Annotated in this window: 22 protein-coding genes; 10 read left to right on the top strand and 12 right to left on the bottom strand. The window is 63.9% G+C overall.

Annotated features, from left to right (window positions below):
* Positions 1-62: 62 nt before the first annotated feature.
* Positions 63-518, bottom strand: a complete 456-nt coding sequence (rimI, locus tag QSV36_RS19410) for a ribosomal protein S18-alanine N-acetyltransferase (protein WP_289133780.1) — start codon at positions 516-518, stop codon at positions 63-65.
* Positions 515-1,300 (bottom strand): energy transducer TonB, encoded by a 786-nt coding sequence (locus QSV36_RS19405; RefSeq protein ID WP_289133779.1) that lies wholly within the window; start codon positions 1,298-1,300, stop codon positions 515-517. The genes rimI and QSV36_RS19405 overlap by 4 nt, the downstream gene beginning before the upstream one ends.
* Before the next feature lie 240 nt (positions 1,301-1,540).
* Between QSV36_RS19405 and mksB the strand changes: the two genes are divergently transcribed.
* The 3 genes from mksB to mksF are packed head-to-tail and all read left to right on the top strand — an operon-like array spanning position 1,541 to position 6,352.
* Entirely contained in the window at positions 1,541-2,827 is a 1,287-nt protein-coding gene (mksB, locus tag QSV36_RS19400) for an Mks condensin complex protein MksB (RefSeq protein WP_289133778.1), read from the top strand.
* Complete coding sequence (gene mksE, locus QSV36_RS19395; protein WP_225780358.1) at positions 2,817-3,524, top strand: Mks condensin complex protein MksE; 708 nt, start codon at positions 2,817-2,819, stop codon at positions 3,522-3,524. Before mksB ends, mksE begins: the two co-directional genes overlap by 11 nt.
* Positions 3,521-6,352, top strand: coding sequence for an Mks condensin complex protein MksF (gene mksF, locus QSV36_RS19390; RefSeq protein ID WP_186689225.1), 2,832 nt, complete (start codon positions 3,521-3,523; stop codon positions 6,350-6,352). Before mksE ends, mksF begins: the two co-directional genes overlap by 4 nt.
* Before the next feature lie 146 nt (positions 6,353-6,498).
* Here the strand turns inward: mksF and QSV36_RS19385 are convergent, their stop codons facing one another.
* From QSV36_RS19385 to rplU, 5 genes are all read right to left on the bottom strand, one after another.
* Positions 6,499-6,942, bottom strand: coding sequence for a CreA family protein (locus QSV36_RS19385; RefSeq protein WP_085617292.1), 444 nt, complete (start codon positions 6,940-6,942; stop codon positions 6,499-6,501).
* A 22-nt stretch (positions 6,943-6,964) separates the two neighbouring features.
* Complete coding sequence (gene proB / locus QSV36_RS19380) at positions 6,965-8,083, bottom strand: glutamate 5-kinase (RefSeq protein ID WP_225780356.1); 1,119 nt, start codon at positions 8,081-8,083, stop codon at positions 6,965-6,967.
* A gap of 85 nt (positions 8,084-8,168) precedes the next feature.
* On the bottom strand, positions 8,169-9,395 hold the full coding sequence (cgtA, locus tag QSV36_RS19375) for an Obg family GTPase CgtA (RefSeq protein ID WP_289133777.1): 1,227 nt from the start codon (positions 9,393-9,395) through the stop codon (positions 8,169-8,171).
* Between the two features lie 188 nt (positions 9,396-9,583).
* The gene (gene rpmA / locus QSV36_RS19370) at positions 9,584-9,841 is read right to left on the bottom strand and encodes a 50S ribosomal protein L27 (protein ID WP_070092741.1); all 258 of its coding nucleotides are present in this window, start codon (positions 9,839-9,841) and stop codon (positions 9,584-9,586) included.
* Between the two features lie 38 nt (positions 9,842-9,879).
* The gene (rplU, locus tag QSV36_RS19365; RefSeq protein ID WP_003247466.1) at positions 9,880-10,194 is read right to left on the bottom strand and encodes a 50S ribosomal protein L21; all 315 of its coding nucleotides are present in this window, start codon (positions 10,192-10,194) and stop codon (positions 9,880-9,882) included.
* Positions 10,195-10,438: 244 nt separating this feature from the next.
* Here rplU and QSV36_RS19360 point away from each other — a divergent pair, with 244 nt between their 5' ends.
* The 3 genes from QSV36_RS19360 (at position 10,439) to QSV36_RS19350 (ending at position 12,261) form a co-directional block, all read left to right on the top strand.
* Entirely contained in the window at positions 10,439-11,407 is a 969-nt protein-coding gene (locus tag QSV36_RS19360) for a polyprenyl synthetase family protein (RefSeq protein ID WP_289133776.1), read from the top strand.
* A 183-nt stretch (positions 11,408-11,590) separates the two neighbouring features.
* Positions 11,591-11,932, top strand: coding sequence for a zinc ribbon domain-containing protein YjdM (locus QSV36_RS19355; RefSeq protein ID WP_289133775.1), 342 nt, complete (start codon positions 11,591-11,593; stop codon positions 11,930-11,932).
* An 83-nt stretch (positions 11,933-12,015) separates the two neighbouring features.
* Positions 12,016-12,261: a PA4570 family protein gene (locus tag QSV36_RS19350; RefSeq protein ID WP_289133774.1), complete on the top strand. Its 246-nt coding sequence runs from the start codon at positions 12,016-12,018 to the stop codon at positions 12,259-12,261.
* A gap of 127 nt (positions 12,262-12,388) precedes the next feature.
* Here QSV36_RS19350 and bamJ read toward each other — a convergent pair whose 3' ends face one another.
* The 5 genes from bamJ to QSV36_RS19325 all read right to left on the bottom strand — a co-directional run bounded on the left by bamJ (position 12,389) and on the right by QSV36_RS19325 (position 17,091).
* Positions 12,389-13,006 carry a BamJ family beta-barrel-assembly machinery protein gene (gene bamJ / locus QSV36_RS19345; RefSeq protein WP_170028204.1) on the bottom strand — a complete coding sequence of 206 codons (618 nt, stop codon included), beginning with the start codon at positions 13,004-13,006 and terminating at the stop codon, positions 12,389-12,391.
* Positions 13,007-13,091: 85 nt separating this feature from the next.
* The gene (locus tag QSV36_RS19340) at positions 13,092-13,397 is read right to left on the bottom strand and encodes a DUF6482 family protein (protein WP_289133773.1); all 306 of its coding nucleotides are present in this window, start codon (positions 13,395-13,397) and stop codon (positions 13,092-13,094) included.
* 158 nt (positions 13,398-13,555) lie between these two features.
* Entirely contained in the window at positions 13,556-14,044 is a 489-nt protein-coding gene (locus QSV36_RS19335; RefSeq protein WP_003247486.1) for a TIGR00645 family protein, read from the bottom strand.
* Between the two features lie 109 nt (positions 14,045-14,153).
* Positions 14,154-14,492 carry a PA4575 family protein gene (locus QSV36_RS19330; protein ID WP_170028201.1) on the bottom strand — a complete coding sequence of 113 codons (339 nt, stop codon included), beginning with the start codon at positions 14,490-14,492 and terminating at the stop codon, positions 14,154-14,156.
* 160 nt (positions 14,493-14,652) lie between these two features.
* Positions 14,653-17,091: a Lon protease family protein gene (locus tag QSV36_RS19325; RefSeq protein WP_289133772.1), complete on the bottom strand. Its 2,439-nt coding sequence runs from the start codon at positions 17,089-17,091 to the stop codon at positions 14,653-14,655.
* 253 nt (positions 17,092-17,344) lie between these two features.
* On the opposite strand from QSV36_RS19325, the gene QSV36_RS19320 reads away from it, so the two are divergent.
* The 4 genes from QSV36_RS19320 to QSV36_RS19305 all read left to right on the top strand — a co-directional run.
* Positions 17,345-17,833: a DUF3015 domain-containing protein gene (locus tag QSV36_RS19320; protein ID WP_170028199.1), complete on the top strand. Its 489-nt coding sequence runs from the start codon at positions 17,345-17,347 to the stop codon at positions 17,831-17,833.
* A 74-nt stretch (positions 17,834-17,907) separates the two neighbouring features.
* On the top strand, positions 17,908-19,761 hold the full coding sequence (locus QSV36_RS19315; protein WP_289133771.1) for an Lnb N-terminal periplasmic domain-containing protein: 1,854 nt from the start codon (positions 17,908-17,910) through the stop codon (positions 19,759-19,761).
* 94 nt (positions 19,762-19,855) lie between these two features.
* Positions 19,856-20,212, top strand: a complete 357-nt coding sequence (locus QSV36_RS19310) for a hypothetical protein (RefSeq protein ID WP_289133770.1) — start codon at positions 19,856-19,858, stop codon at positions 20,210-20,212.
* Between the two features lie 66 nt (positions 20,213-20,278).
* Positions 20,279-20,699, top strand: a 421-nt coding sequence (locus tag QSV36_RS19305) for a GreA/GreB family elongation factor (protein WP_289133769.1), incomplete at its 3' end; no start/stop codon positions are given.

The raw sequence follows: 20,699 nt of genomic DNA, 5'->3' as shown, positions 1-20,699 counted from the left end.
CACAGGCCTGGCCCTCCAACTCTGGGAGCGGGCATGCCCGCGATGAGGCGCTGCAGGCCCGCTCAGTCTTCGAGCAGGGTACAGGCCATCACCAGCGCATCCTCACGGCCGCCAGCGATAGGGTAATAGTCGCGACGGCGGCCGATCTCATTGAAGCCATAGCGCTCGTACAGGCGATAGGCCGACTGGTTGCTGGCACGCACCTCCAGGAAGCACTCACGGCCATTGAGCTGGTAAGCCCGGGCCATCAGGTGCTCAAGTAGCCGCAGGCCCAGGCCGCGGCCCTGGTTTTCCGGCTTGACCGTGATGTTGAGCAGGTGCGCCTCATCGATGATCACGTTGATCACGCCATGCCCTACCTGCTGCTGGCCGTCGAACACCAGCCAGACTTCATAGGATTTGAGCGCATCCTGAAAGATCCCACGGGTCCAGGGATGACTGAACGCGGCATATTCGATTTTAAGTACGGCATCCAGATCCGCCTCGGTCATCCGGCGGAAGCTGATCGAGTCACTCATTCAACGCTCTTCCAGCGCGCCATCAGCTGGCGCATGGCTTTCCAGACGTCCGCCTTGCGCTGCGGCTCGTCCATCAACAGTTCAAGGCCCGGCAAGGCCCAGGCGTCGCCCAGGCCGTCGAGCGTCAGGGTTTGGTAGTAGGCGTCGCTGTCGGCATTGGCGGCAAAGCGCAGCGCCGGCAGGCCGACCAGCCACAGGCAGGCGCACGGGGCGTCTTCCAGGCGTGCCTGGACAAAGCCGCGGACAAAATCGCCCGCGGCTTCCGGGCCCTGGTCCAGGTTGCCGCGCACCAGCAGCGGCCAGCGCACCGGTTCGCCGATGATCTGCGGGGCATCCGGCAGGCCGGCGGCACGCAGCATGTCCTTGAGCAGCAGGTAGGACGGATCGCGGCTCTGGAACGGCTGGCCGGTGGCCAATTCCACCAGCAGCAAACAGCTGCCGGCACGCAGCAGCTGCAGCGAGAAGCGCGGGGGCGGTACGGGTGCCGGGCGCGCAGCTGCGACCGGCTCCTCGGCCTCGGCGGCTTTGGCGGCCGGCTTGGGCACACTGGCCGGGCGCGGTATCTCGATCTTCGGGCGCTCGCCGGCGCGCGCCTGCGGGGCGGCGGGCACTTCGTTGGCGGCGGGGGCGGGCCTGGCTTCGAAATCCAGGTCTTCGACCGGTGCCACCGGCAGCAGCAGCTCGGGCCGTGACGGTGCGGCGAACGGCAGTTCGGCGCGCGGCAGCCAGTGCACCACTTGCATGGCGGAAAGGTAGGCGCGGCGACGGGGTTCGGTGAGCAAGGTGCGGGGTCCCGAGGGGTGAAGACAATGGCGCATTCTAACGCTGTTGGCATTCGAGTGCCGCAACTGGTCGGCGGATTTTTGATGCCTGTGCCGGCGCATTCGCGGGCGCGCCCGCGAAGAGGTCAGTGAATCCCTTATGGAAGCAAAGGTTATCTCGCATTACAGACCAAGGGGTGAAAACCTCCCCTCCGGATGCAGTACAATCGCCCCCTTTTTCTTGGCAACGAGTCGAAGCCAATGATCGAACCCAAGCGCGTCCTGCGCGCCCTAGCCGAACACTGGGCCCTGATCGAGCCGCTGTGCGAGCGTTTCGACCAGGGCACCCTGAGCCTGGTCGAACTGCGCCAGCATGTCGCCCGCCAGCAGGTCGAGAGCACCCCGCAGGACATCACCCAGCTGCTCGACGTGTGGATCCGCCTGGACATCCTGGTCCCGGTGGCGAAGAGCCCGAACCGTTTCGAGCTCAATGCGCAGATCCACGACTTCCTCGCCTACCTGCGCCGCGAACACCGGCTGGGCCTGTGCCTGGAGATCGAAGCCTACCTGCGCCACCTGGAGCGCCTGGCCGGGCATATCCAGGATGCCTTCGACAACCGCGACAGCGACGACCTGGCGCGCCAACTGCGCCTGCTCGACATGCGCGTGCGCGATGTGCTGAAAAAACTCGACAATGACGAGCAGGCACTGGTCGCCGTGGCCGAACGGGCCAAGACCAGTAACCGCCAGATCCCGCTGCGCCAGCGTTATGCCGAAGTCCTCGCCACCTGGGACGAATACGTCGAGCCGATGATCCAGCTGGTCAACGCCGACGGCGCCTTCGAGCAGGGCGTGCGCAAGGTCGAGACGGTGCTGTTGAAACTGCTCGGCGAACAGGCGCGCCTGGGCCACCTGGTCGACGACGACATGCTGCTGCGCACCCACGCGCGCATCCTGGAAATGCAGACCAGCGCCCAGCTGACCCTGCGCCATGCCCGCGAACTGCTGCTGCCGCTGCGTGAAGAAGCCCGCCGCCACAACGCCGTGACCCGCGGCGCGGCGCTGGCCCTGTCGGTGATCCGGCGCAAGGGCATCGACGCCGTGCCGCAGGCCGCCATGCCGCTGTTCACCCGCCCGCAAAGCACCTTCCTCGGCAGTGCCAGCCAGGTTGAAGCCTACGTCTACGCCCTGGCGCGCTTCGAGCCCAAGCCGGCGCGCTTCCCCAAGGCCCACAAGACCCAGTCCGGTGCCCTGCCCCGTGCACCGCGCACGGTCAAGGAAATGGCCGAACGCTGCGAACAGGCCCTGCCGCTGCCCGACCTGATGGTCTGGCTGCTGGAGCAGGAGCCGGAAAGCGCCACCGACGAGCTGCTGTACTGGTTCTCGCGCCTGTCGCGGGAAAAGCGCTTCAAGCGCGAGCGCCTCGACCGCCGCGAGTACACCACCCAGGAACACCTGGTCAGCCTGCGCTCGTTCGCCCTGACCTCCAGCCGCGAAGACGCCACTGCGCCTACCGAAACCAACGCGAGCCCAGCCCATGCATCTTGATCTTTCCGAACTGTCCCAGCTCGCGCCGATCTTCCGCGAGCTGTTCAAAGGCTTCCACGTCAGCCGCCGCGACCCCGAGCTGTACGCCCAGCTGTCCAACTTCCAGGACCAGTACCGCACCTTGTTCAAGGCCCTGGGCTTCGAACTGGTATGCGATACCCGTGGCTTCTACTACTTCGTGCCGGACATGAGCGCCGCGCAGGTCAACAAGACCGCGCAGCGCCTGTCGCTGTTCACCTTCATCCTGGTCGAGCACCTGGCCGACCAGGGCCGCGACCCGATGGCCGTGCTCGATGGCGGCAGCATCGGCCGCGACGAACTGCCGTCGCTGCTGGACAAGTACCGCGACCTGTTCCTGCAGGCCGAAGTGCAGACCGTGGACGAGCTGGAAGAAAAAATCCTGCGGCGCATGACCCAGCTTGGTTTCGCCTTCGAGGAGGGCGGTATCTACCGCTTCCTGCCGCCGATGCACCGGTTCCTCGACGTGTGCCTGGCCGTGCAGCAGGACCGCGACCTGGCGGCCACCCTGCACAGCGACCTGCCGCTGCCGACCCCGGTGCTGGTCGAGGAAGAAAGCCCCGAAGAACTCAACCGCACCGACGACCCGCTCGACCTCAGCCCCTTCGAGGGCGAGGAAAGCGAAGAGGAAGCCCTGGCCCGGGCGATCCGCGAAGAGCAACAGGAGATTGACGCATGAGCCAGGAACGCTACGGTATCCGCCGCTTCGCACTGCTCAACACTGCCGGCTACAGCCTTGGCCTGTTCCCGCTGGAACAGCCGCTGTCGGTCTACGGTGCCAACAACCTGGGGAAATCGGCGTCGATCAACGCCCTGCAGTTCCCGATCCTGGCACGCATGTCGGACATGAGCTTCGGCAAGTACAGCCTGGAGCAGTCGCGCCGCTTCTACTTCGCCAGCGACACCTCGTACATCCTCTGCGAGCTGAGCCTGCCCCACGGCCCGCACGTGATAGGCGTGGTCGGGCGTGGCCCGGGCGGCGGTTTCGGCCACCAGTTCTTCGCCTACAAGGGCGAGCTGGACCTGGCCCACTACCAGAAGAACGACACCTGCCTGCGCCAGAAAGAGCTGTTCACCAACCTCGAGCGCCTGGGCATCAAGGCCTATGAAGTGAAGCCGGACGAGCTGCGCCGGCTGCTGGTCGGCGGCCACACCTCGGTGCCGCTGGACCTGACCATGATCCCGCTGCGCTCGACCAGCGAGCAAAGCCTGAAAACCTTCCGTGCGCTGTTCATCAACCTGCTGCACATGCGCGAGATCACCGCCGCCAAGCTCAAGCAGCTGTTCCTCGACGCCTTCGAGCACAGCCTGCGCTCCGGCAGTGTCGACTACATCGCCGCTTGCGAAGAGGCCTTCCGCGACGTACGCCGCATGGAACAGGACTACAACGCCCTGGTCGCCGCCGGCCCACTGGTCGAGGCCCTGGCCGGTGGTGTGGCGCAGCGCGACATCCTGCGCGGCAAGCTGCACCGCATTTCACCAGTGCTCGATACCCTGCTGGCGACCTGGCAGGAATACGCCATGGCGCGCAAGGAAGAGCTGGTGATCCAGGCTGAGCACTACCGTGGCGAGCAGGACCGCCTGCAGAACGACCAGCGTGGCGGCACCCAGGAACTGATGCGCCTGGAGCGGGAAATCACCGGCATCCAGCGCTGGCTGGGCGAGCTGTCGGTGCTCAAGCACCGCTTTGCCCTGGTCGATGACGTCAAAGTCCTCGAGCAGCAGTTGCTGGCGGCCAAGGACGCCCACGACGAACTGGCCGGCGCCCTGGCCCAATCGCGGCAGTTCAGCGCCGAGGACCTGGACGAACGCGTGCGCGACCTGGAGAAACGCCTGAAGCAGGTGCGCCAGCAGCTCGACCACGCCGACAACAACAGCTACGCGCGCCTGCGCGAAGAGTTTTCGCAGCAGGACGTCGACCGCCTGATGCGCCTGTTCAACGGGGCCCTGTTCAGCCTGCCGCTGGGTGACCGCGGTATCGAACTGGACGACAGCGAGCTGTGGGTAAAATCGCTGGAAGCGGTGCTCGACGGCTTCAAGGGCGAGCGTTTCGAGGCGCCCGGCCTGTCCATCGACCTGTCGCACATCGACCCGCCGGCGCTGCAGGCCCTGGCCGACCGCGCTGCCCTGCGCGACCAGAAGGAGCGCCTGGAAAAAGAGCTCAAGCAGCTCAAGACCCAGCAGGCCGTCGCCGCCGACCGCTCTGCGTCCAAGGCGCAGACTGAAGCCCTGTACCAGCAGGTGCTGGACGCGCAGAAAGCGCTGGAAGACTTCCGCCGCAGCGAAACCCTGGCCGCCGAAGAGCCCGAGAAACTGGAACAGCTGGCGCAGCTGGAAGCCGCCCAGGACGAACTCAAGCGCTCCAGCGATGCCTTCACCGAGCGCGTCCAGCAGCTGTCGGCCAAGCTGCAGCTGGTCGGCCGCCAGATCGGCGACCTCGAGGCCAAGCAGCGCACCCTGGAGGACGCCCTGCGCCGTCGCCAGCTGCTGCCGGCCGACCTGCCCTTCGGCACGCCGTACATGGAGGCCATCGACGACTCGATGGACAACCTGCTGCCGCTGCTCAACGACTACCAGGACAGTTGGCAGAGCCTGCAGCGGGTGGACAACCAGATCGAGGCGCTGTACGCCCAGGTGCGCCTGAAGGGCGTGGCCAAGTTCGACAGCGAAGACGACATGGAGCGCCGCCTGCAGTTGCTGGTGAACGCCTATGCGCACCGCACCGACGAGGCCCTGACCCTGGCCAAGGCCCGCCGCGCCGCGGTCACCGACATTGCCCGGACCTTGCGCAACATCCGCAGCGACTACGACAGCCTCGAGCATCAGCTGGCCCTGTTCAACCGCGAGATCAACCGGCGCCAGGTGTCCAACCTGGAGAGCTTCCGGGTGGTGCTGGCACCGAACAAGGAGGCGCTCAAGCACATCGACCAGATCATCCACAGCGCCGGCCAGTACGAAGAGGGCGAGACCCTTTCGGTGTTCGACCTGACCCAGAGCGCCGAGCAGGACAACAAGAACGAAGAGGCCAAGGAGTACCTGGCACGCCTGGTGGCAGCCAACCACAACCAGCTGGGCCTCAAGGACCTGTTCGAACTGGCGTTCGAGATCACCAAGGTCAACGGCCAGCCGGTGATCCACGCCGACATCGACGGCGCGGCATCCAACGGCACCACCATGACCATCAAGGCGCTGACCAACATGTACCTGTTGCTGCACCTGATGGACCGTGACCTGGCCGGGCGCATCCGCCTGCCGTACTACCTGGACGAAGCGGCGGACATCGACGAACGCAACCAGGCCGCGCTGCTGGAGACCAGCCTGCAGCTGGGCTTCGTGCCGATTCTGGCGAGCGTGAAGCCGCAGGTGTCGGCGCGCGTGGCAATCGACCTGGAAGGTGGCAGCGGGCCGAACGGCATCTACATCGACGAGGCGGACTGGAAATACATCAGCCGTCGGGATGAGGTGAAGGCGGTCGTGCGTGAGGATCAGGCCGAGGAGTTGGCCTGACAGAGAGCATGGGGCCGCTTTGCGGCCCATTCGCGGGAAAACCGCTCCCACAGGTGTTGTGCAAGCCTCAAGGGCAGTACAGTACCTGAGGGAGCGGGTTTACCCGCGAATGGAGGCCAAAGGCCTCCCGGCGATCTGGCAGACTGTCAGTGAGCCCAAGGCAGGATCGGTATCGCCGTCACCGCATTCTGCGGGCTGCCTTCGATCATGCGGTCGCTGTACACCAGGTACACCAGGGTATTGCGCTTCTTGTCGAGGAAGCGCACCACCTGCATGGTCTTGAACACCAACGAGGTGCGTTCCTTGAACACCTCCTCGCCGTCCTTCAGCTCACCCTTGAAGTTGATCGGCCCCACCTGGCGGCAGGCAATCGATGCCTCGGCCCGGTCTTCCGCCAGCCCCAGCCCGCCCTTCACGCCGCCGGTCTTGGCCCGCGACAGGTAGCAGGTCACGCCCTCGACCTTGGGGTCGTCGAACGCCTCGACGACAATCCGATCGTTCGGCCCGAGGAACTTGAACACGGTGGACACCTGGCCGATTTCCTCGGCCCCGGCCAGCATCGGCAAGGCCAGTGCCGCCACGGCAATCATCCTTTTCAGCACGTACGCGTCCTCAGACCAGAACCAGGTTGTCGCGGTGCACCAGCTCGGGCTCTGCGATGTAGCCGAGGATACCTTCGATGGCATCCGATGGCTGGCCGATGATCTTCTGCGCCTCCAGGGCACTGTAGTTGGCCAGGCCGCGCGCCACTTCATGGCCGTCCGGACCAACACAGACCACCATCTCGCCGCGGCGGAAGCTGCCTTGCACGGTCTTCACGCCGACCGGCAACAGGCTCTTGTTGGCCTGGCGCAGGGCCTGCACCGCACCGGCGTCCAGCACCAGGGTGCCACGGGTCTGCAAGTGGCCAGCCAGCCACTGCTTGCGCGCCGCGAGCATGCCGCGCTCTGGCGACAGCAGGGTACCCAGGCGCTCGCCGGCCTTGAGCCGGTCCAGCACGCGCTCGATGCGGCCACCGATGATGATGGTGTGAGCACCGGAACGGGCCGCCAGGCGTGCGGCGCGCAGCTTGGTCTGCATGCCGCCGCGGCCCAGGGCACCACCGGTGCCGCCGGCCACCGCATCCAGCGCCGGGTCGTCGGCGCGGGCTTCGTAGATCAACTGGGCTTCGGGGTTGTTGCGCGGGTCGGCGTCGAACATGCCATCGCGGTCGGTGAGGATCACCAGCAGGTCGGCTTCGACCAGGTTGGCCACCAGCGCCGCCAGGGTATCGTTGTCGCCGAAGCGGATCTCGTCGGTGACCACGGTGTCGTTTTCGTTGATTACCGGCACCACGCCCAGGTCGACCAGTGTGCGCAGGGTGCTGCGGGCGTTCAGGTAGCGCTTGCGGTCGGACAGGTCGTCATGGGTCAGCAGAATCTGCGCAGTGTGCTTGCCGTGCTCGCCGAAGCTCGACTCCCAGGCCTGCACCAGGCGCATCTGGCCAATCGAGGCGGCCGCCTGCAGCTCGTTCATCGCACTCGGTCGCGAAGTCCAGCCCAGCTGGCTCATGCCGGCAGCCACGGCCCCGGAGGAGACCAGAACCAACTCCACGCCTGCCTCACGCAGCGCGACCATCTGCTTGACCCAAACGGCCATGGCACCGCGGTCGAGGCCCTTGCCATCGGCGGTCAGCAGAGCACTGCCAATCTTCACGACCCAGCGCCTGGCGCCCGTCACCTTGCTTCGCATCTTCTTCCAACCTATGTCGAATCTGTAGATACCGTGGATACAAAAACGCCGCTCCCGAGAGCGGCGTTTAGTGTACTGCAACCGGTCAGTCGCGCACGTAAATGATTTCCGGGCCGTCTTCGTCGTCCTCGAAATCATCGTCCCAACCGTCATCGTCGCCGATGTCGTGCACGCTCTTGACGCCAGTACGACGCAAGGTGCGGGCGTCGTCCAGGGCCTGCAGCTGGGCACGCGCCTCGTCTTCGATGCGCTGGTCGAGGTCGGCCAGCTCTTCGGCGTAGGCCGGGTCATTGGCCAGGCGGTCGGCGCGGTCTTCGAGGTAGCGCATCAGGTCGTGGCTGAGCTTCTCGGTGCCCTGCTTGGCGATGGCCGAAATCACGTAGACCGGGCCTTCCCACTGCAGGCGCTCGACCACTTCCTTGACGCGCTCGTCGCGCTCGTCATCCATGACCATGTCGGCCTTGTTCAGCACCAGCCAGCGCTCGCGCTCGGCCAGCGACGGGCTGAACTGGGTCAGCTCGTTGATGATGACTTCGGCAGCATCGGCCGGGCTGCTGCCGTCCAGCGGCGCCATGTCCACCAGGTGCAACAGCACGCGGGTGCGCGCCAGGTGCTTGAGGAAGCGGATACCCAGGCCGGCGCCTTCGGAAGCGCCTTCGATCAGGCCGGGAATGTCAGCGATGACGAAGCTCTTCCAACGGTCGACGCTGACCACGCCCAGGTTTGGTACCAGGGTGGTGAACGGGTAGTCGGCCACTTTCGGCTTGGCCGCCGAAACCGAGCGAATGAAGGTGCTCTTGCCGGCGTTTGGCAGGCCCAGCAGGCCGACGTCGGCCAGCACTTTCATTTCCATCTTCAGGTCGCGCTGTTCACCCGGCTTGCCTGGGGTGGTCTGGCGCGGCGCACGGTTGGTGCTGGACTTGAAACGGGTGTTGCCCAGGCCGTGCCAGCCGCCCTGGGCGACCATCAGCTTCTGCCCCGGGGTAACCAGGTCACCGATCACTTCCTGGGTGGAAGCGTCGATCACGGTGGTGCCGACCGGTACGCGCAGGAACAGGTCGTCACCCTTCTTGCCGGTGCAATCGGTGCTGCCACCGTTGGCGCCACGCTGGGCCTCGTGGTGACGGGTGTAGCGATAGTCGACCAGGGTGTTGAGGTTTTCGTCGGCGACCATGTACACCGAGCCGCCGTCGCCACCGTCACCGCCGTTGGGACCACCGTTCTCGATGAACTTCTCGCGACGGAAGCTCATGCAACCGTTGCCACCGTCACCGGCCTTGACCCGAATGGATACTTCGTCAACAAACTTCATTCAAAACCGCCTCTCGCCTTCCGACGAGCTGAATACTGATAAACCTGAGGCTCTTGCAAAAATGAGCGCGGCGGCCCCGTACGACCGTAGAAACCCACGCCGGCAGCCCATACAAACAGCTTTGCAAGAGGCTCACCACAAACGAAAAAGCCCCGTCGCATGACGGGGCTTCTGGAGCGACGTCGCGATTAAGCTGCGACGATGCTCACGTAACGGCGGTTGAACTCGCCTTTCTTCTCGAACTTGATCACGCCTTCGATCTTGGCGAACAGGGTGTGATCCTTGCCCATACCAACACCGTAGCCGGCGTGGAATTCGGTGCCGCGCTGACGGACGATGATGTTGCCTGGCTTGATAACCTGGCCGCCATACATCTTCACGCCAAGGCGTTTCGATTCTGAGTCGCGACCGTTACGAGTACTACCACCAGCCTTCTTGTGAGCCATGGTTCAATTCTCCAAATAAATTCAGGGGATCTAGGGGATTAAGCCTGGATACCGGTGATTTTGATCTCGGTGAACCACTGGCGGTGGCCCATGCGCTTCATGTGGTGCTTACGACGACGGAACTTGATGATGCGAACCTTGTCGTGGCGGCCTTGCGAAACGACTTCGGCCACTACTTTAGCGCCAGCAACAACTGGAGCACCGATGGTGACTTCTTCACCGTTGGCGACCAGCAGAACGCGATCGAAGGTCACGGATTCGCCGGTGGCGACTTCCAGTTTTTCGATCTTGAGGAATTCACCTTCAGCGACTTTGTATTGCTTGCCGCCGGTAACGATTACTGCGTAAGACATGGTATTTCTCCGATAATCCTGCTCACCCAGCGCTTTATATGATGAGTATTGGCTGGCATGGCTGCACAGGGCTGGAACGGCCCGGCGCAATTGCGTAAGGCAGGTGCTGCCCAGGAAGTTAGGGTGCGCGATTGTACGCAACCGCGGTTTTGCTTGCAAGTCCCGCCCCCGGGCAGGCGGCACCGTGCCTTGACACACCGGGACCCGCGACCTAGCATGCCGCGCAACCTCACTGGAGCAGCCGATGCAACCCCAAGCCTTCTACCGAGCGGTGGCTGATGATTTCAGCGCCGTCGACGAGATCATCAAGAAGCAGCTGACCTCGCGCGTGCCGCTGGTATCGAAGATCGGCGACTATATCACGTCCGCCGGTGGCAAGCGCCTGCGTCCGCTGCTGGTCCTGCTGTGCGGCAAGGCCCTGGGCCGCGAAGGCGATGACCTGCGCCTGCTGGCCGCCACCATCGAGTTCCTGCACACCGCCACCCTGCTGCACGACGACGTGGTCGACATGTCCGGCATGCGCCGTGGCCGCTCCACCGCCAATGCGCTGTGGGGCAACGCGCCGAGCGTGCTGGTGGGCGACTTCCTCTATTCGCGCTCGTTCGAGATGATGGTCGAGCTCGGCTCGATGCCGGTCATGCAGATCCTGTCCAAGGCCACTCGGGTAATTGCCGAGGGTGAAGTGCTGCAACTGTCGCGGGTACGCGACGCCAGCACCACCGAGGAAGTCTACATGGAGGTCATCCGCGGCAAGACCGCGATGCTGTTCGAGGCCTCGACCCACAGCGCCGCCGCGCTGGCCGATGCCAGCGACGAGCAGCGCGAAGCCCTGCGCACCTTCGGCGACCACCTGGGCGTTGCCTTCCAGCTGGTCGACGACCTGCTGGACTACAAGGGCGACTCGCAGACCCTGGGCAAGAACGTCGGCGACGACCTGGCCGAAGGCAAGCCTACCCTGCCGCTGATCTACACCATGCGCGAAGGCACCGCCGAACAGGCTGCGCTGGTGCGCCAGGCGATCCAGAAGGGTGGCCTGGAAGACCTCGAGCAGATTCGCGTGGCGGTCGAGGCATCGGGTGCCCTGAACTACACCGCCGAGCTGGCGCGTGACTACGTCAAGCGTGCCATCCAGTGCCTGGAAGTGCTGCCGGCCAGCGAATACCGCGATGCGCTGGTCGAGCTGAGCGAGTTCGCTGTCGCACGTACTCACTGATAGACCGAGTCGCTTTCATTCGCGGGTAAACCCGCTGCCACAGGTACAACATAGGCCCAGAGGTCTGTGATATCCCTGTGGGAGCGGGTTTACCCGCGAAGCTTTTGTCCGGACATAATCCCTTCTGGGAAAATACCTCTTACAATGTCGGGCTTTTACCGCCTGTCTGTTTGAGGAAACGAAGTGAGCACTCTGCCACCCTGCCCGAAATGCAACTCCGAATACACCTATGAGGATGGCAGTCAGCTGATCTGCCCTGAATGCGCCCACGAATGGTCGGCCAGCGGCGATGCCGAGGCAACCAGCGACGAGGTGGTGAAGAAGGACTCGGTCGGCAACATCCTGCAGGACGGCGATACCGTTACCGTGATCAAGGACCTCAAGGTCAAGGGTTCGTCCCTGGTGGTCAAGGTCGGTACCAAGGTCAAGAACATCCGCCTGTGCGATGGCGACCACGACATCGACTGCAAGATCGACGGCATCGGCGCCATGAAGCTGAAGTCCGAGTTCGTGCGTAAAGTCTGATACCGCAAAAACCGCCAATTGGCGCTTGCTATTTAGATAATAAGAATTATTCTCATTGGAGCCGCTATCCAAGGAGAATAGCCATGACTTATCTGATCGACGCCTGGCTGGACCGCCCACACCCCTACCTGCGCATCCTTCATCGGGAAACCGGCGAAGTGTGCGCGGTGCTTGAACAAGACGCGCTCGACGAGCTGCGCGACCAGGGCGACCTGGACATGAGCGGGCTGAATTCGAGTGAACCGGGAGTGCTCAAGGAGCTGGTGCGCAACCTGTTTCTGTTCTGCTATGCGCGGGCATTGCGCCCTGGGGGAACAGACTGGAATTGAGGCTGGCAGGGCCGGCCTTTTCCCGGGTGAACCCGCTCCCACAGGGCCTCCACAGCATTCGAACCCTGTGTTGTACCTGTGGGAGCGGGCTTGCCCGCGAATGGGCCGCAAAGCGGCCCCGAGGGCATTACAGAACGTCAAGCAGCTCGACGTCGAACACCAGCACGCTGTGCGGCGGGATGCTGCCAACGCCCTGGGCGCCGTAAGCCAGCTCGCTCGGTACGTACAGGCGCCATTTGCTGCCGGCGTTCATCAGTTGCAGGGCCTCGGTCCAGCCAGCGATCACGCCACCCACCGGGAATTCGGCCGGCTGGCCACGATCGTAGGAGCTGTCGAACACAGTGCCGTCGATCAGGGTGCCGTGGTAGTGGGTGCGAACGTTGCTTTCGCGGGTCGGCTTGGCGCCTTCACCTGCGGTCAGCACTTCGAACTGCAGGCCCGAGGCCAGCGTGGTGATGCCTTCGCGCTTGGCGTTTTCAGCCAGGAATTCCTTGCCAGCGGCAGCAGCAGCTTCGGCCTTGGCGGCCGCTTCGGCTTGCATCACTTCGCGGATGACCTTGAAGCTGGCCGACAGGTCGGCTTCGCTGACGCGGCTGTCGGCACCGTTGAAGGCGTCGGTCAGGCCGGCCAGGATGGCTTCCAGGCTCACGCCTGGTGGCGGGTTGTCACGCAGCTGGCCGCCCAGCTGACGGCCAATGCCGTAGCTGACGCGGGTTTCGTCGGTGGACAGGTTGAGTTCGGACATTGTCATGCTCCACTGCAGGGCGCAGTGAAGCCGCGCCCTTGATGAAAAGGGCGAGCAGCCTAGCACACTGGGGCGCTACGAGCAGCTACCAGGCCGAGCGCTGGGAAATCGGCACCTTCAGGTCTTCTTCCGGGTGCGTGCCCATGCCACACATTTCGTCCTGCACCGACCAGTGCACCAGGTTCATCGAGACCATGGGAATGGTTTGCAGCAGCTTGCGCGCATCCTCCACCGAGTGCACGCGCAAGCGCTGGCCATGGGCGTCCGAGAGGGGATGGGCGTGGCCTTTGACCCGGGCCTCGAGCAGGTAGTCACCGCCTTCGATGGCGATCAGGTTCAGTTCGTCGACATGGCCAGACCTGGCCTCGGTGTTGAGCTGATGCAGGTTCATGAGAGCACCTCGGGACGGGAACCACGCATGAAAGCTCATTTTTTGTACAGAACCGGAGAATACACAAGGCACGACTGACGCCGCTCGTCAGTTGCCAGCGCCGAGCAGCGCAATTCCTGCAGGAGCGGCCTTGTGTCGCTCCCGCACGAACCGCGGGCTCAATGCTTGGTGAGCTTGTCCAGGTAGCCCATGCAGAACGCCGAAACCACGAAGGTCATGTGGATGATCACGTACCACATCAGGTAATCAGTGGAGATGTTCTGCGCATCCATGAACACCCGCAGCAGATGGATTGACGAAATGGCCACGATCGACGCCGCGACTTTCATCTTCAGCGACGAGGAATCCATCTTGCCCAGCCAGTTGAGCTTTTCCTTGCTCTCGTCGATATCCAGCTGCGAGACGAAGTTCTCGTAGCCGGAAATCATCACCATCACCAGCAGGCCGCCGACCAGCGACATGTCGATCAACGACAGGATCACCAGGATCAGGTCGGCTTCGCTCAGGGCAAAGACGTTGGGCAGGACGTGGACCACTTCCTGGAAGAATTTCAGCGCCAGGGCCAGCAGGCCGAGGGACAGGCCGAAGTAGATCGGTGCGAGCAGCCAGCGCGAGGCATACATCGCGTTTTCGAGGATACGTTCCATGGAGGATTGGGACTCATCAGGTGACTAAAAAGCGACGGCGAGTATAGCCAGCCACCTGTTACAGCAAAAGCCCGGTGAACCGGGCTGCGCTGCAGCCCCGGCAATACGTTCAGGTTTCAGGATGAAACTGGAAATCCCCGAGGTTGCGGCAGCGGTCGCCATTGATCCGCCGCAGCTGCGCCTGCAGATGCAAACACCAGATCTGCGGGTCCTCGGCTACCTGGTAGCCATGCAAAGTCAGGCTGTCGACTATGGCATTCAATACCGACTCGGCCACCAGCGGCCCATGAAACGGCCCCTGGGCCTTGATCGCGGAGGGCTGTTCACCGGCCATTCCGGCAGCGAACAGCAACGTCCACATACCGTTGTCCCCGGCCAGCGGTCGGATGCAACATTCGATACGGGTCACCAGGCCCAGGCACTGGCGTGTGAGGCTGAGGTTGCGCATGGCCGCGTCCCCTCCAAAGAGCCTTGTTCAGCCTGGACTCAGGCTGTTTCCATCCTGAACGCTGATACCGTCCTTAAGTTCCAGCATAGAAGAACGGCATGCAAAGTTGGAAAACTGGCGCTGAACGGTAGCACTTGGCCGTCAGCGCCGGTTTATTGACTCAGGCCGGCTTGGCCTGGGCGATCACCTCTTCCAGGCGCTCCTTTTCCGCCTTCTCGACTTCTTCCTCACCGATCATCTCGGCAATCTCGCGCAGGCGCTCAACCACCCGGGCGTTCACGCTGCCTTCGGTGAACTGGCCCTTGTCATCCAGCACCCCGGCCTCCTCGCCCACCAGCAGGCTCAACGCCTCGTCGGCCTGGCTCACCGCGTAGACGTGGAACATGCCGTTCTCCACGGCCTGCAGCACACGCTCGTCGAGCATCAGCGTGGCGACGTTGGCGCGCGGGATGATCACCCCCTGCTCGCCGGTCAGGCCACGCGCCTCGCACAGGCGGAAGAAGCCTTCGATCTTCTCGTTGACCCCACCCACCGCCTGCACTTCACCAAACTGGTTGATCGAACCGGTGATGGCGAAGCATTGCTTGAGCGGCGTGCGCGACAAGGCCGAGATCAGCGTGCAGGCCTCGCCCAGCGAGGCGCTGTCACCGTCGACGTAGCCGTAGGATTGTTCCAGGGCAATGCTCGCCGAGATCGCCAGCGGGAATTCCTGGGCATAACGGCTGCCCAGGTAACCCGTGAGGATCATCACGCCCTTGGAGTGGATTGGCTGGCCGAGGTTGACCTCGCGCTCGATGTCGACGATGCCGCTGCCGCCTGGGTACACGGTGGCGGAGATACGCGCCGGCATGCCGAACGCCGAATCGCCCACTTCCAGCACGGTCAGGCCGTTGCACTTGCCGATGGCCGCGCCTTCGGTGTCGATCAGGATGATGCCGGCCAGCATGTCGTCCAGCACCCGTTGCGAAACACGCCCGGTACGCGTGGCCTTGGCCTTGAGTGCACGTTCGATATGGCCGGCGTCGGTCATCTCGTCACTGGCCAGCTGGCGAATGAAATCGGCTTCGCTGACCAACTGGAACAGGTCGCCGATACGCGCCGAAAGGCGCGACTGGTTCTCTGCCAGGCGGGCACTGTAGGTGGCCAGGCGCGCCACGGCATCACTGGTCAGCGGCGCCATGCCCTCTTCATTGGTGCGGGTGCGCAGCAACTGGGCGAACTGTTCGAGGTTCTCGTCAACCATGGGCATGTCTTCGTCGAAGTCCACCAGCACCCGGAACATTTCCTGGAAGTCCGGGTCGTGGTCCTGCAACGCGTAGTACAGCTGGCGCGAACCGATGATGATCAGCTTGACGTTCAGCGGGATCATCTGCGGCGTCAGGCTGACAGTGGCCACGCGGCCCAGCTCGCCCAGCGGCGACTCCATCTTCAGCTTGCGCGATTGCAGGGCACGCTTGAGCGCGTCCCATACGAAGGGCTCGCCGAGCATCTTCTCGGCTTCGAGAATCAGGAAACCACCGTTGGCGCGGTGCAACGCACCCGGACGCAACTGGCGGTACGAGGTATACAGCGCGCCCTGGTCGGTGCTGTATTCGATACGGCCGAAAAGGTTGTCGTAGGTCGGGTGTGGCTCGAACACCACGGGTGCGCCGCCGTCAGCGTGATGGCCAACCACCAGGCTGGGGGCATATTGCTCTTCGAGCAGCTTGCGTGCGACGGCGTCGGTCTTGCTGTCGTCCACCAGTTGCTCGACCACGGTCCGCAGCAGGTTCAACTGCACCGACTGCAGGTAGGCACAGACCGCCGCGTTTTCCGCGTATTTTTCCGACAACGGTGCCAGCAACGGCTGCAGGGCCAGGGTGATGGTTTCCTCGTTGAGCTGGCGCAGCTGGTTGTTCGACTCGCGCTTCCATTGCGGCAGGCTGGCCAGTTCTTCGTTCAGGCGCTCCTCGAGCAGGGCGATGTCTTCGTGGAACTGCTCGCGTACTTCTTCCGGCAACTGGGCGAATTCGGCCTCATCCAAGGCCTTGCCGTCGGCCATCGGGGTGAAGGCGACGTTGCTGGCGTCGCGGTACAGAGCAACGTCCTTTTCCAGCGAGGCGCGCTCGATCACATCCAGGGCGCGGTCGTAACGCTGGTTGAAGGCGCGGTCGATGGCGCCTTTCTTCTGCTGGTAGGACGGGTGTTCGAACACCGCCGGGAAGGTCGCCAACAGGTTGTCGATCAGCCCGTTCATGTCGGCAATGAACGCCCCGGCGCTGCCGGACGGCAACTCCAGCGCGCGCGGCTCGCGGGTGTCGTCGAAGTGGTTGACATAGACCCAGTCGGCCGGGGTCTGCTGGCGCTTGCCCTCGGCCTTGAGGTAGCGCTTGACGAACGAGAAACGGCCGGTGCCGGGCTCGCCCATCACATACACGTTGTAACCGGGGCGCGGCATAGCCACGCCGAACTGCAGGGCCTCGACAGCACGTTCCTGGCCCAGGACTCCGCGAAACGGCTCCAGATCGTCGGTGTTGGTAAAGGCAAACTGCTCGGGGGAGAAACGCCGGGTCAGGGCTTCAGGCGCGAGACGCAGGCGCGCAGCGACAGGATCGGGCATTGGGTTTCCTTACTTCGGCGGGGCAGATACGCAGCATTCTGGCGCTGCCCGCGCGCGCCTTGCAAGGCTCCACAGGACTTTATCTCGCAGCCGCAACGGGTCATCCGACAGCAAATTTTTCGCAATCAGCAACGCAACCTTTAGATCGTGCCTAAACTCCAAGCTGCGCGGGTGGGTGAAAAGCTTTCCCGACCTGGCAACCGAGTTGCCAGAAACCCTGACCCTTGGTTAAGTCAAATAGAGAACAAATGCTATGAAACGGATTCTTCTGGGTACTCTGTTCACCGTGGTTTCGCTAAACGCCATGGCCGAAGCGCCAGGCGGCCCGAACTGCGGCTGGGGCAACATGCTGTTCGAAGGCCAGCGCGGCACTCCGGCACACTTCCTGGCTTCCACCACCAACGGCACCTCCGGTAACGCCACGTTCGGCATGACGTCCGGCACCAACGGTTGCTCGACCAAGGCTTCGCTGACCTACGGCGGCAAGTCCTGGTTCGCCATGAACGGCATGATGAACGAGCTGTCCGAAGACATGGCCATGGGCCAGGGCGAAGCACTGACCACCTATGCCGTGGTACTTGGCGTGGCCCCGGAAGACCGCGGCTACTTCGCAGCCGTCACCCACCAGCACTTCAACCAGATCTTCAGCAGTGCCGACGTCACTGCCGAAACGGTCCACAGCAACACCCTGGCTGTTCTGAAGAACGATCCACGCCTGGCCAAATACGCTACCGAGGCCTAAGCGCAGCTGCCCCCGCCCCGGCTACGGGGCGGGTTTCGCCTTTTTTCGGCATCGTTGAGAAGTAGTTGCCCGACATGCTCAAACGCCTCGTTTCCCTGGCGCTGTGTGCCTGCGCCCCTGTACATGCTGCACCTGTGCTGGACCAAGACCGTCTCCAGCAACTGGCCAACACCCCCTACTGGATTGCGCTGGGCCATTACGAAACCGCCAAGCTCGGTGGCTGGCGCAGCTATGTGGACGATGACGCGTTCTTCCTCGCCAAGGACGGCGCGCAGCATCCCGACCAGGAGCTGCAAGCCACGGTCGAAGCGCTGTATGCCCCGGCCAGCCTCGGCGACCAGCACGCCCAGTGCCGGTTCCCGGCGCGCACCCGCTGGCTGCGCGAACAGCTCGACCTGCAAGGCTTGCCACAGCCGGCCTGTCAGGAGTTCACCACCTGGTACCAGGCGATCGACCCGCACAGCGCCGCGCTGATCTTCCCGGCGGCGTACCTGAACAGCCCGTCCTCGATGTTCGGCCATACCTTGCTGCGCATCGACCAGTCGAAAACCCGTAGCGACGACACCACGCTGCTGAGCTACGCGATCAACTTCGGCGCCTATATCGAAGGCAGCGACAACAGTATCCTGTATGCCTGGAAAGGCCTCATGGGCGGCTATCCGGGGCTGTTCGCGCTGATGCCCTACCAGGAAAAACTTTCCGAGTACCGCAGCCTGGAGAACCGCGACCTGTGGGAGTACCAGCTGGACCTGACGCCAGCAGAGACCGGGCGCATGGTCGAGCATGTGTGGGAGCTGAAGCAGATCCAGTTCGACTACTTCTTCTTCGACGAAAACTGCTCGTATCGCCTGCTGGAGTTGCTGCAGGTCGCCCGGCCGAGCCTGGACCTGACCTCACAGTTCCCGCTGACCGCCATCCCTACCGACACGGTGAAGGCCGTGAAGCAATCCGGCCTGGTCGCCAGCGAGACGTACCGTCCCTCCCGCGAACGTGAACTGCTGGCCCGGGCCGAGCCGCTCGATCACGACGAAAAGCGCCAGGTGCTGGCTGTAAGCGCCGACACCGCGCAACTGCAGAGCCGCGAATTCAAGGCCCTGCCCCGCCAGCGCCAAGCGCTGGTGCAGGATGCCGCGTACCGCCTGGAGCGTTACCGCGCCAATGGCCAGGAGCGCGACCCTGGGCAGGCCAAGCGCAGTTTCGAACTGCTGCGGGCGATCAACAGCAACCCGCCACCGCCGCTACAGATCGAGCGCCCGGGCCTGCCCGAGGACGGCCACGACTCGCGCACCTGGCAGCTGGGCGTGGGCACCCGCGAAGACCGCGCCTACGCCGAATACGGCCTGCGCATGGCCTACCACGACCTGAACGACAACGCCTACGGCTTCCCGTTGGGGGCGCAGATCGAGATCCTGCAGCTGAAAGTGCGCCAGTACGAAGGCAACGACTGGCAGGTACAGCGCCTGGACCTGGCCACCATCCGCTCGCTGACCCCACGCAACGCGTTGCTCCAGCCGTGGTCGTGGCAGGTGGCCGGCGGGCTGGAACGGGTACCGGGCAAGCATGATGACGAAGTGCTGGTGAGCCATGTGAACGGCGGAGCGGGCGGCACCTGGCAGCTGGCGGACGGGCTGCTGGGGTTTGCCCTGGGCACGCTGCGGGTCGAGCACCACAACGACTTTGCCCAGTTCATCGCGCCAGGGGCGGGGTTCAACAGCGGGCTGCTGTGGCGCAACGGGCTGGGCAACATGACGCTCGAAGCCAAGGGAGATTACTTCACCAATGGCGAGGTGCGCCGCAGCGTGAGCCTGAACCAGCAGTGGGAAATCAGCCAGAACCTGGGGCTGCGCCTGAGCGCCTCGCGCGAGTTCAGCCACCTGGCAACGGCGCAGAACGAGGTGATGCTGGAACTGAAGTGGTACCACTACTGAGTGTGAACCAACCGACTCTTTGACACTGTTTTGACAGCTCCCCGACAAATCGCCACCTAGACTTTCCGGTATCTCTCCGAAGGTCCAGGTGGTCATGTCGCGGTATTGGTCGGGCTTGTGCATTGCCTTGTTGCTGGCGGGTTGCGAAACGACCCATGAACAGATGGTCAACCGCGGTTATCCCCCGGCGTTCGCCGACGGCTATGCGGATGGCTGCAGCAGCGGCCGCCAGGCGGCCGGGCTGATGGTCGGTGACTTTCGCAAGGATGTGCAACGCTACCTGCATGAGCGCCAGTACGAAGCGGGTTGGGACGACGGCTTCCGCCAGTGCCAGGCGATGCAGAACAGTGAAGAACAGCGCCAGTACCACGAGCGTTTCTGGGACAAGCGCGACCGCGACTGGGAACAGGAAAAGGATCGCGGCGCAGCCAAGGCTTATCGCCACGACTGAGTCGTAATCGGACATCCACGGAAACCCGTAGCCTGCCATGATGGTCTCCTGCACAAGGAGGTACCCATGAGCCGAGCATTCGTCAACGAAGACCAGGCCGCCGCCCAGGCCGACCAGCCTGTCGAGCGACGGGTCAGCGAACAGCCCAACTACGTGACCGCCAGTGGCCTGCGCCAGTTGCAGGACCGCGTGGCCGAGCTGAATGCCCTGCGCAGCGAGCTGCAGGTACAAGGCGAGCGTGGCGACAAGCAGCGCCTGGCCGATACCGAGCGGGACCTGCGCTATTTCAACGCGCGGCTGCAGAGCGCCCAAGTGGTAGCGGCGGCGACGTCGCGGAGCAAGGTGCAGATCGGTAGCCGGGTGCGGTTTGTCGATGCCCAGGACCGGGAGCATGTGGTGCGGCTGGTGGGTGAGGATGAGGCGGATGCGGGGCGCGGGCTGATCAACTGGGGCTCGCCGCTGGGGCGGGCATTGCTCGGGGCCGGGC

Source organism: Pseudomonas sp. BCRC 81390 (genome assembly GCF_030341915.1).
In the GTDB taxonomy this organism is placed as follows: Bacteria; Pseudomonadota; Gammaproteobacteria; order Pseudomonadales; family Pseudomonadaceae; genus Aquipseudomonas.
Note: the sequence above shows the minus strand (reverse complement) of the source record. Positions and strands in the feature narration are given on the sequence as shown.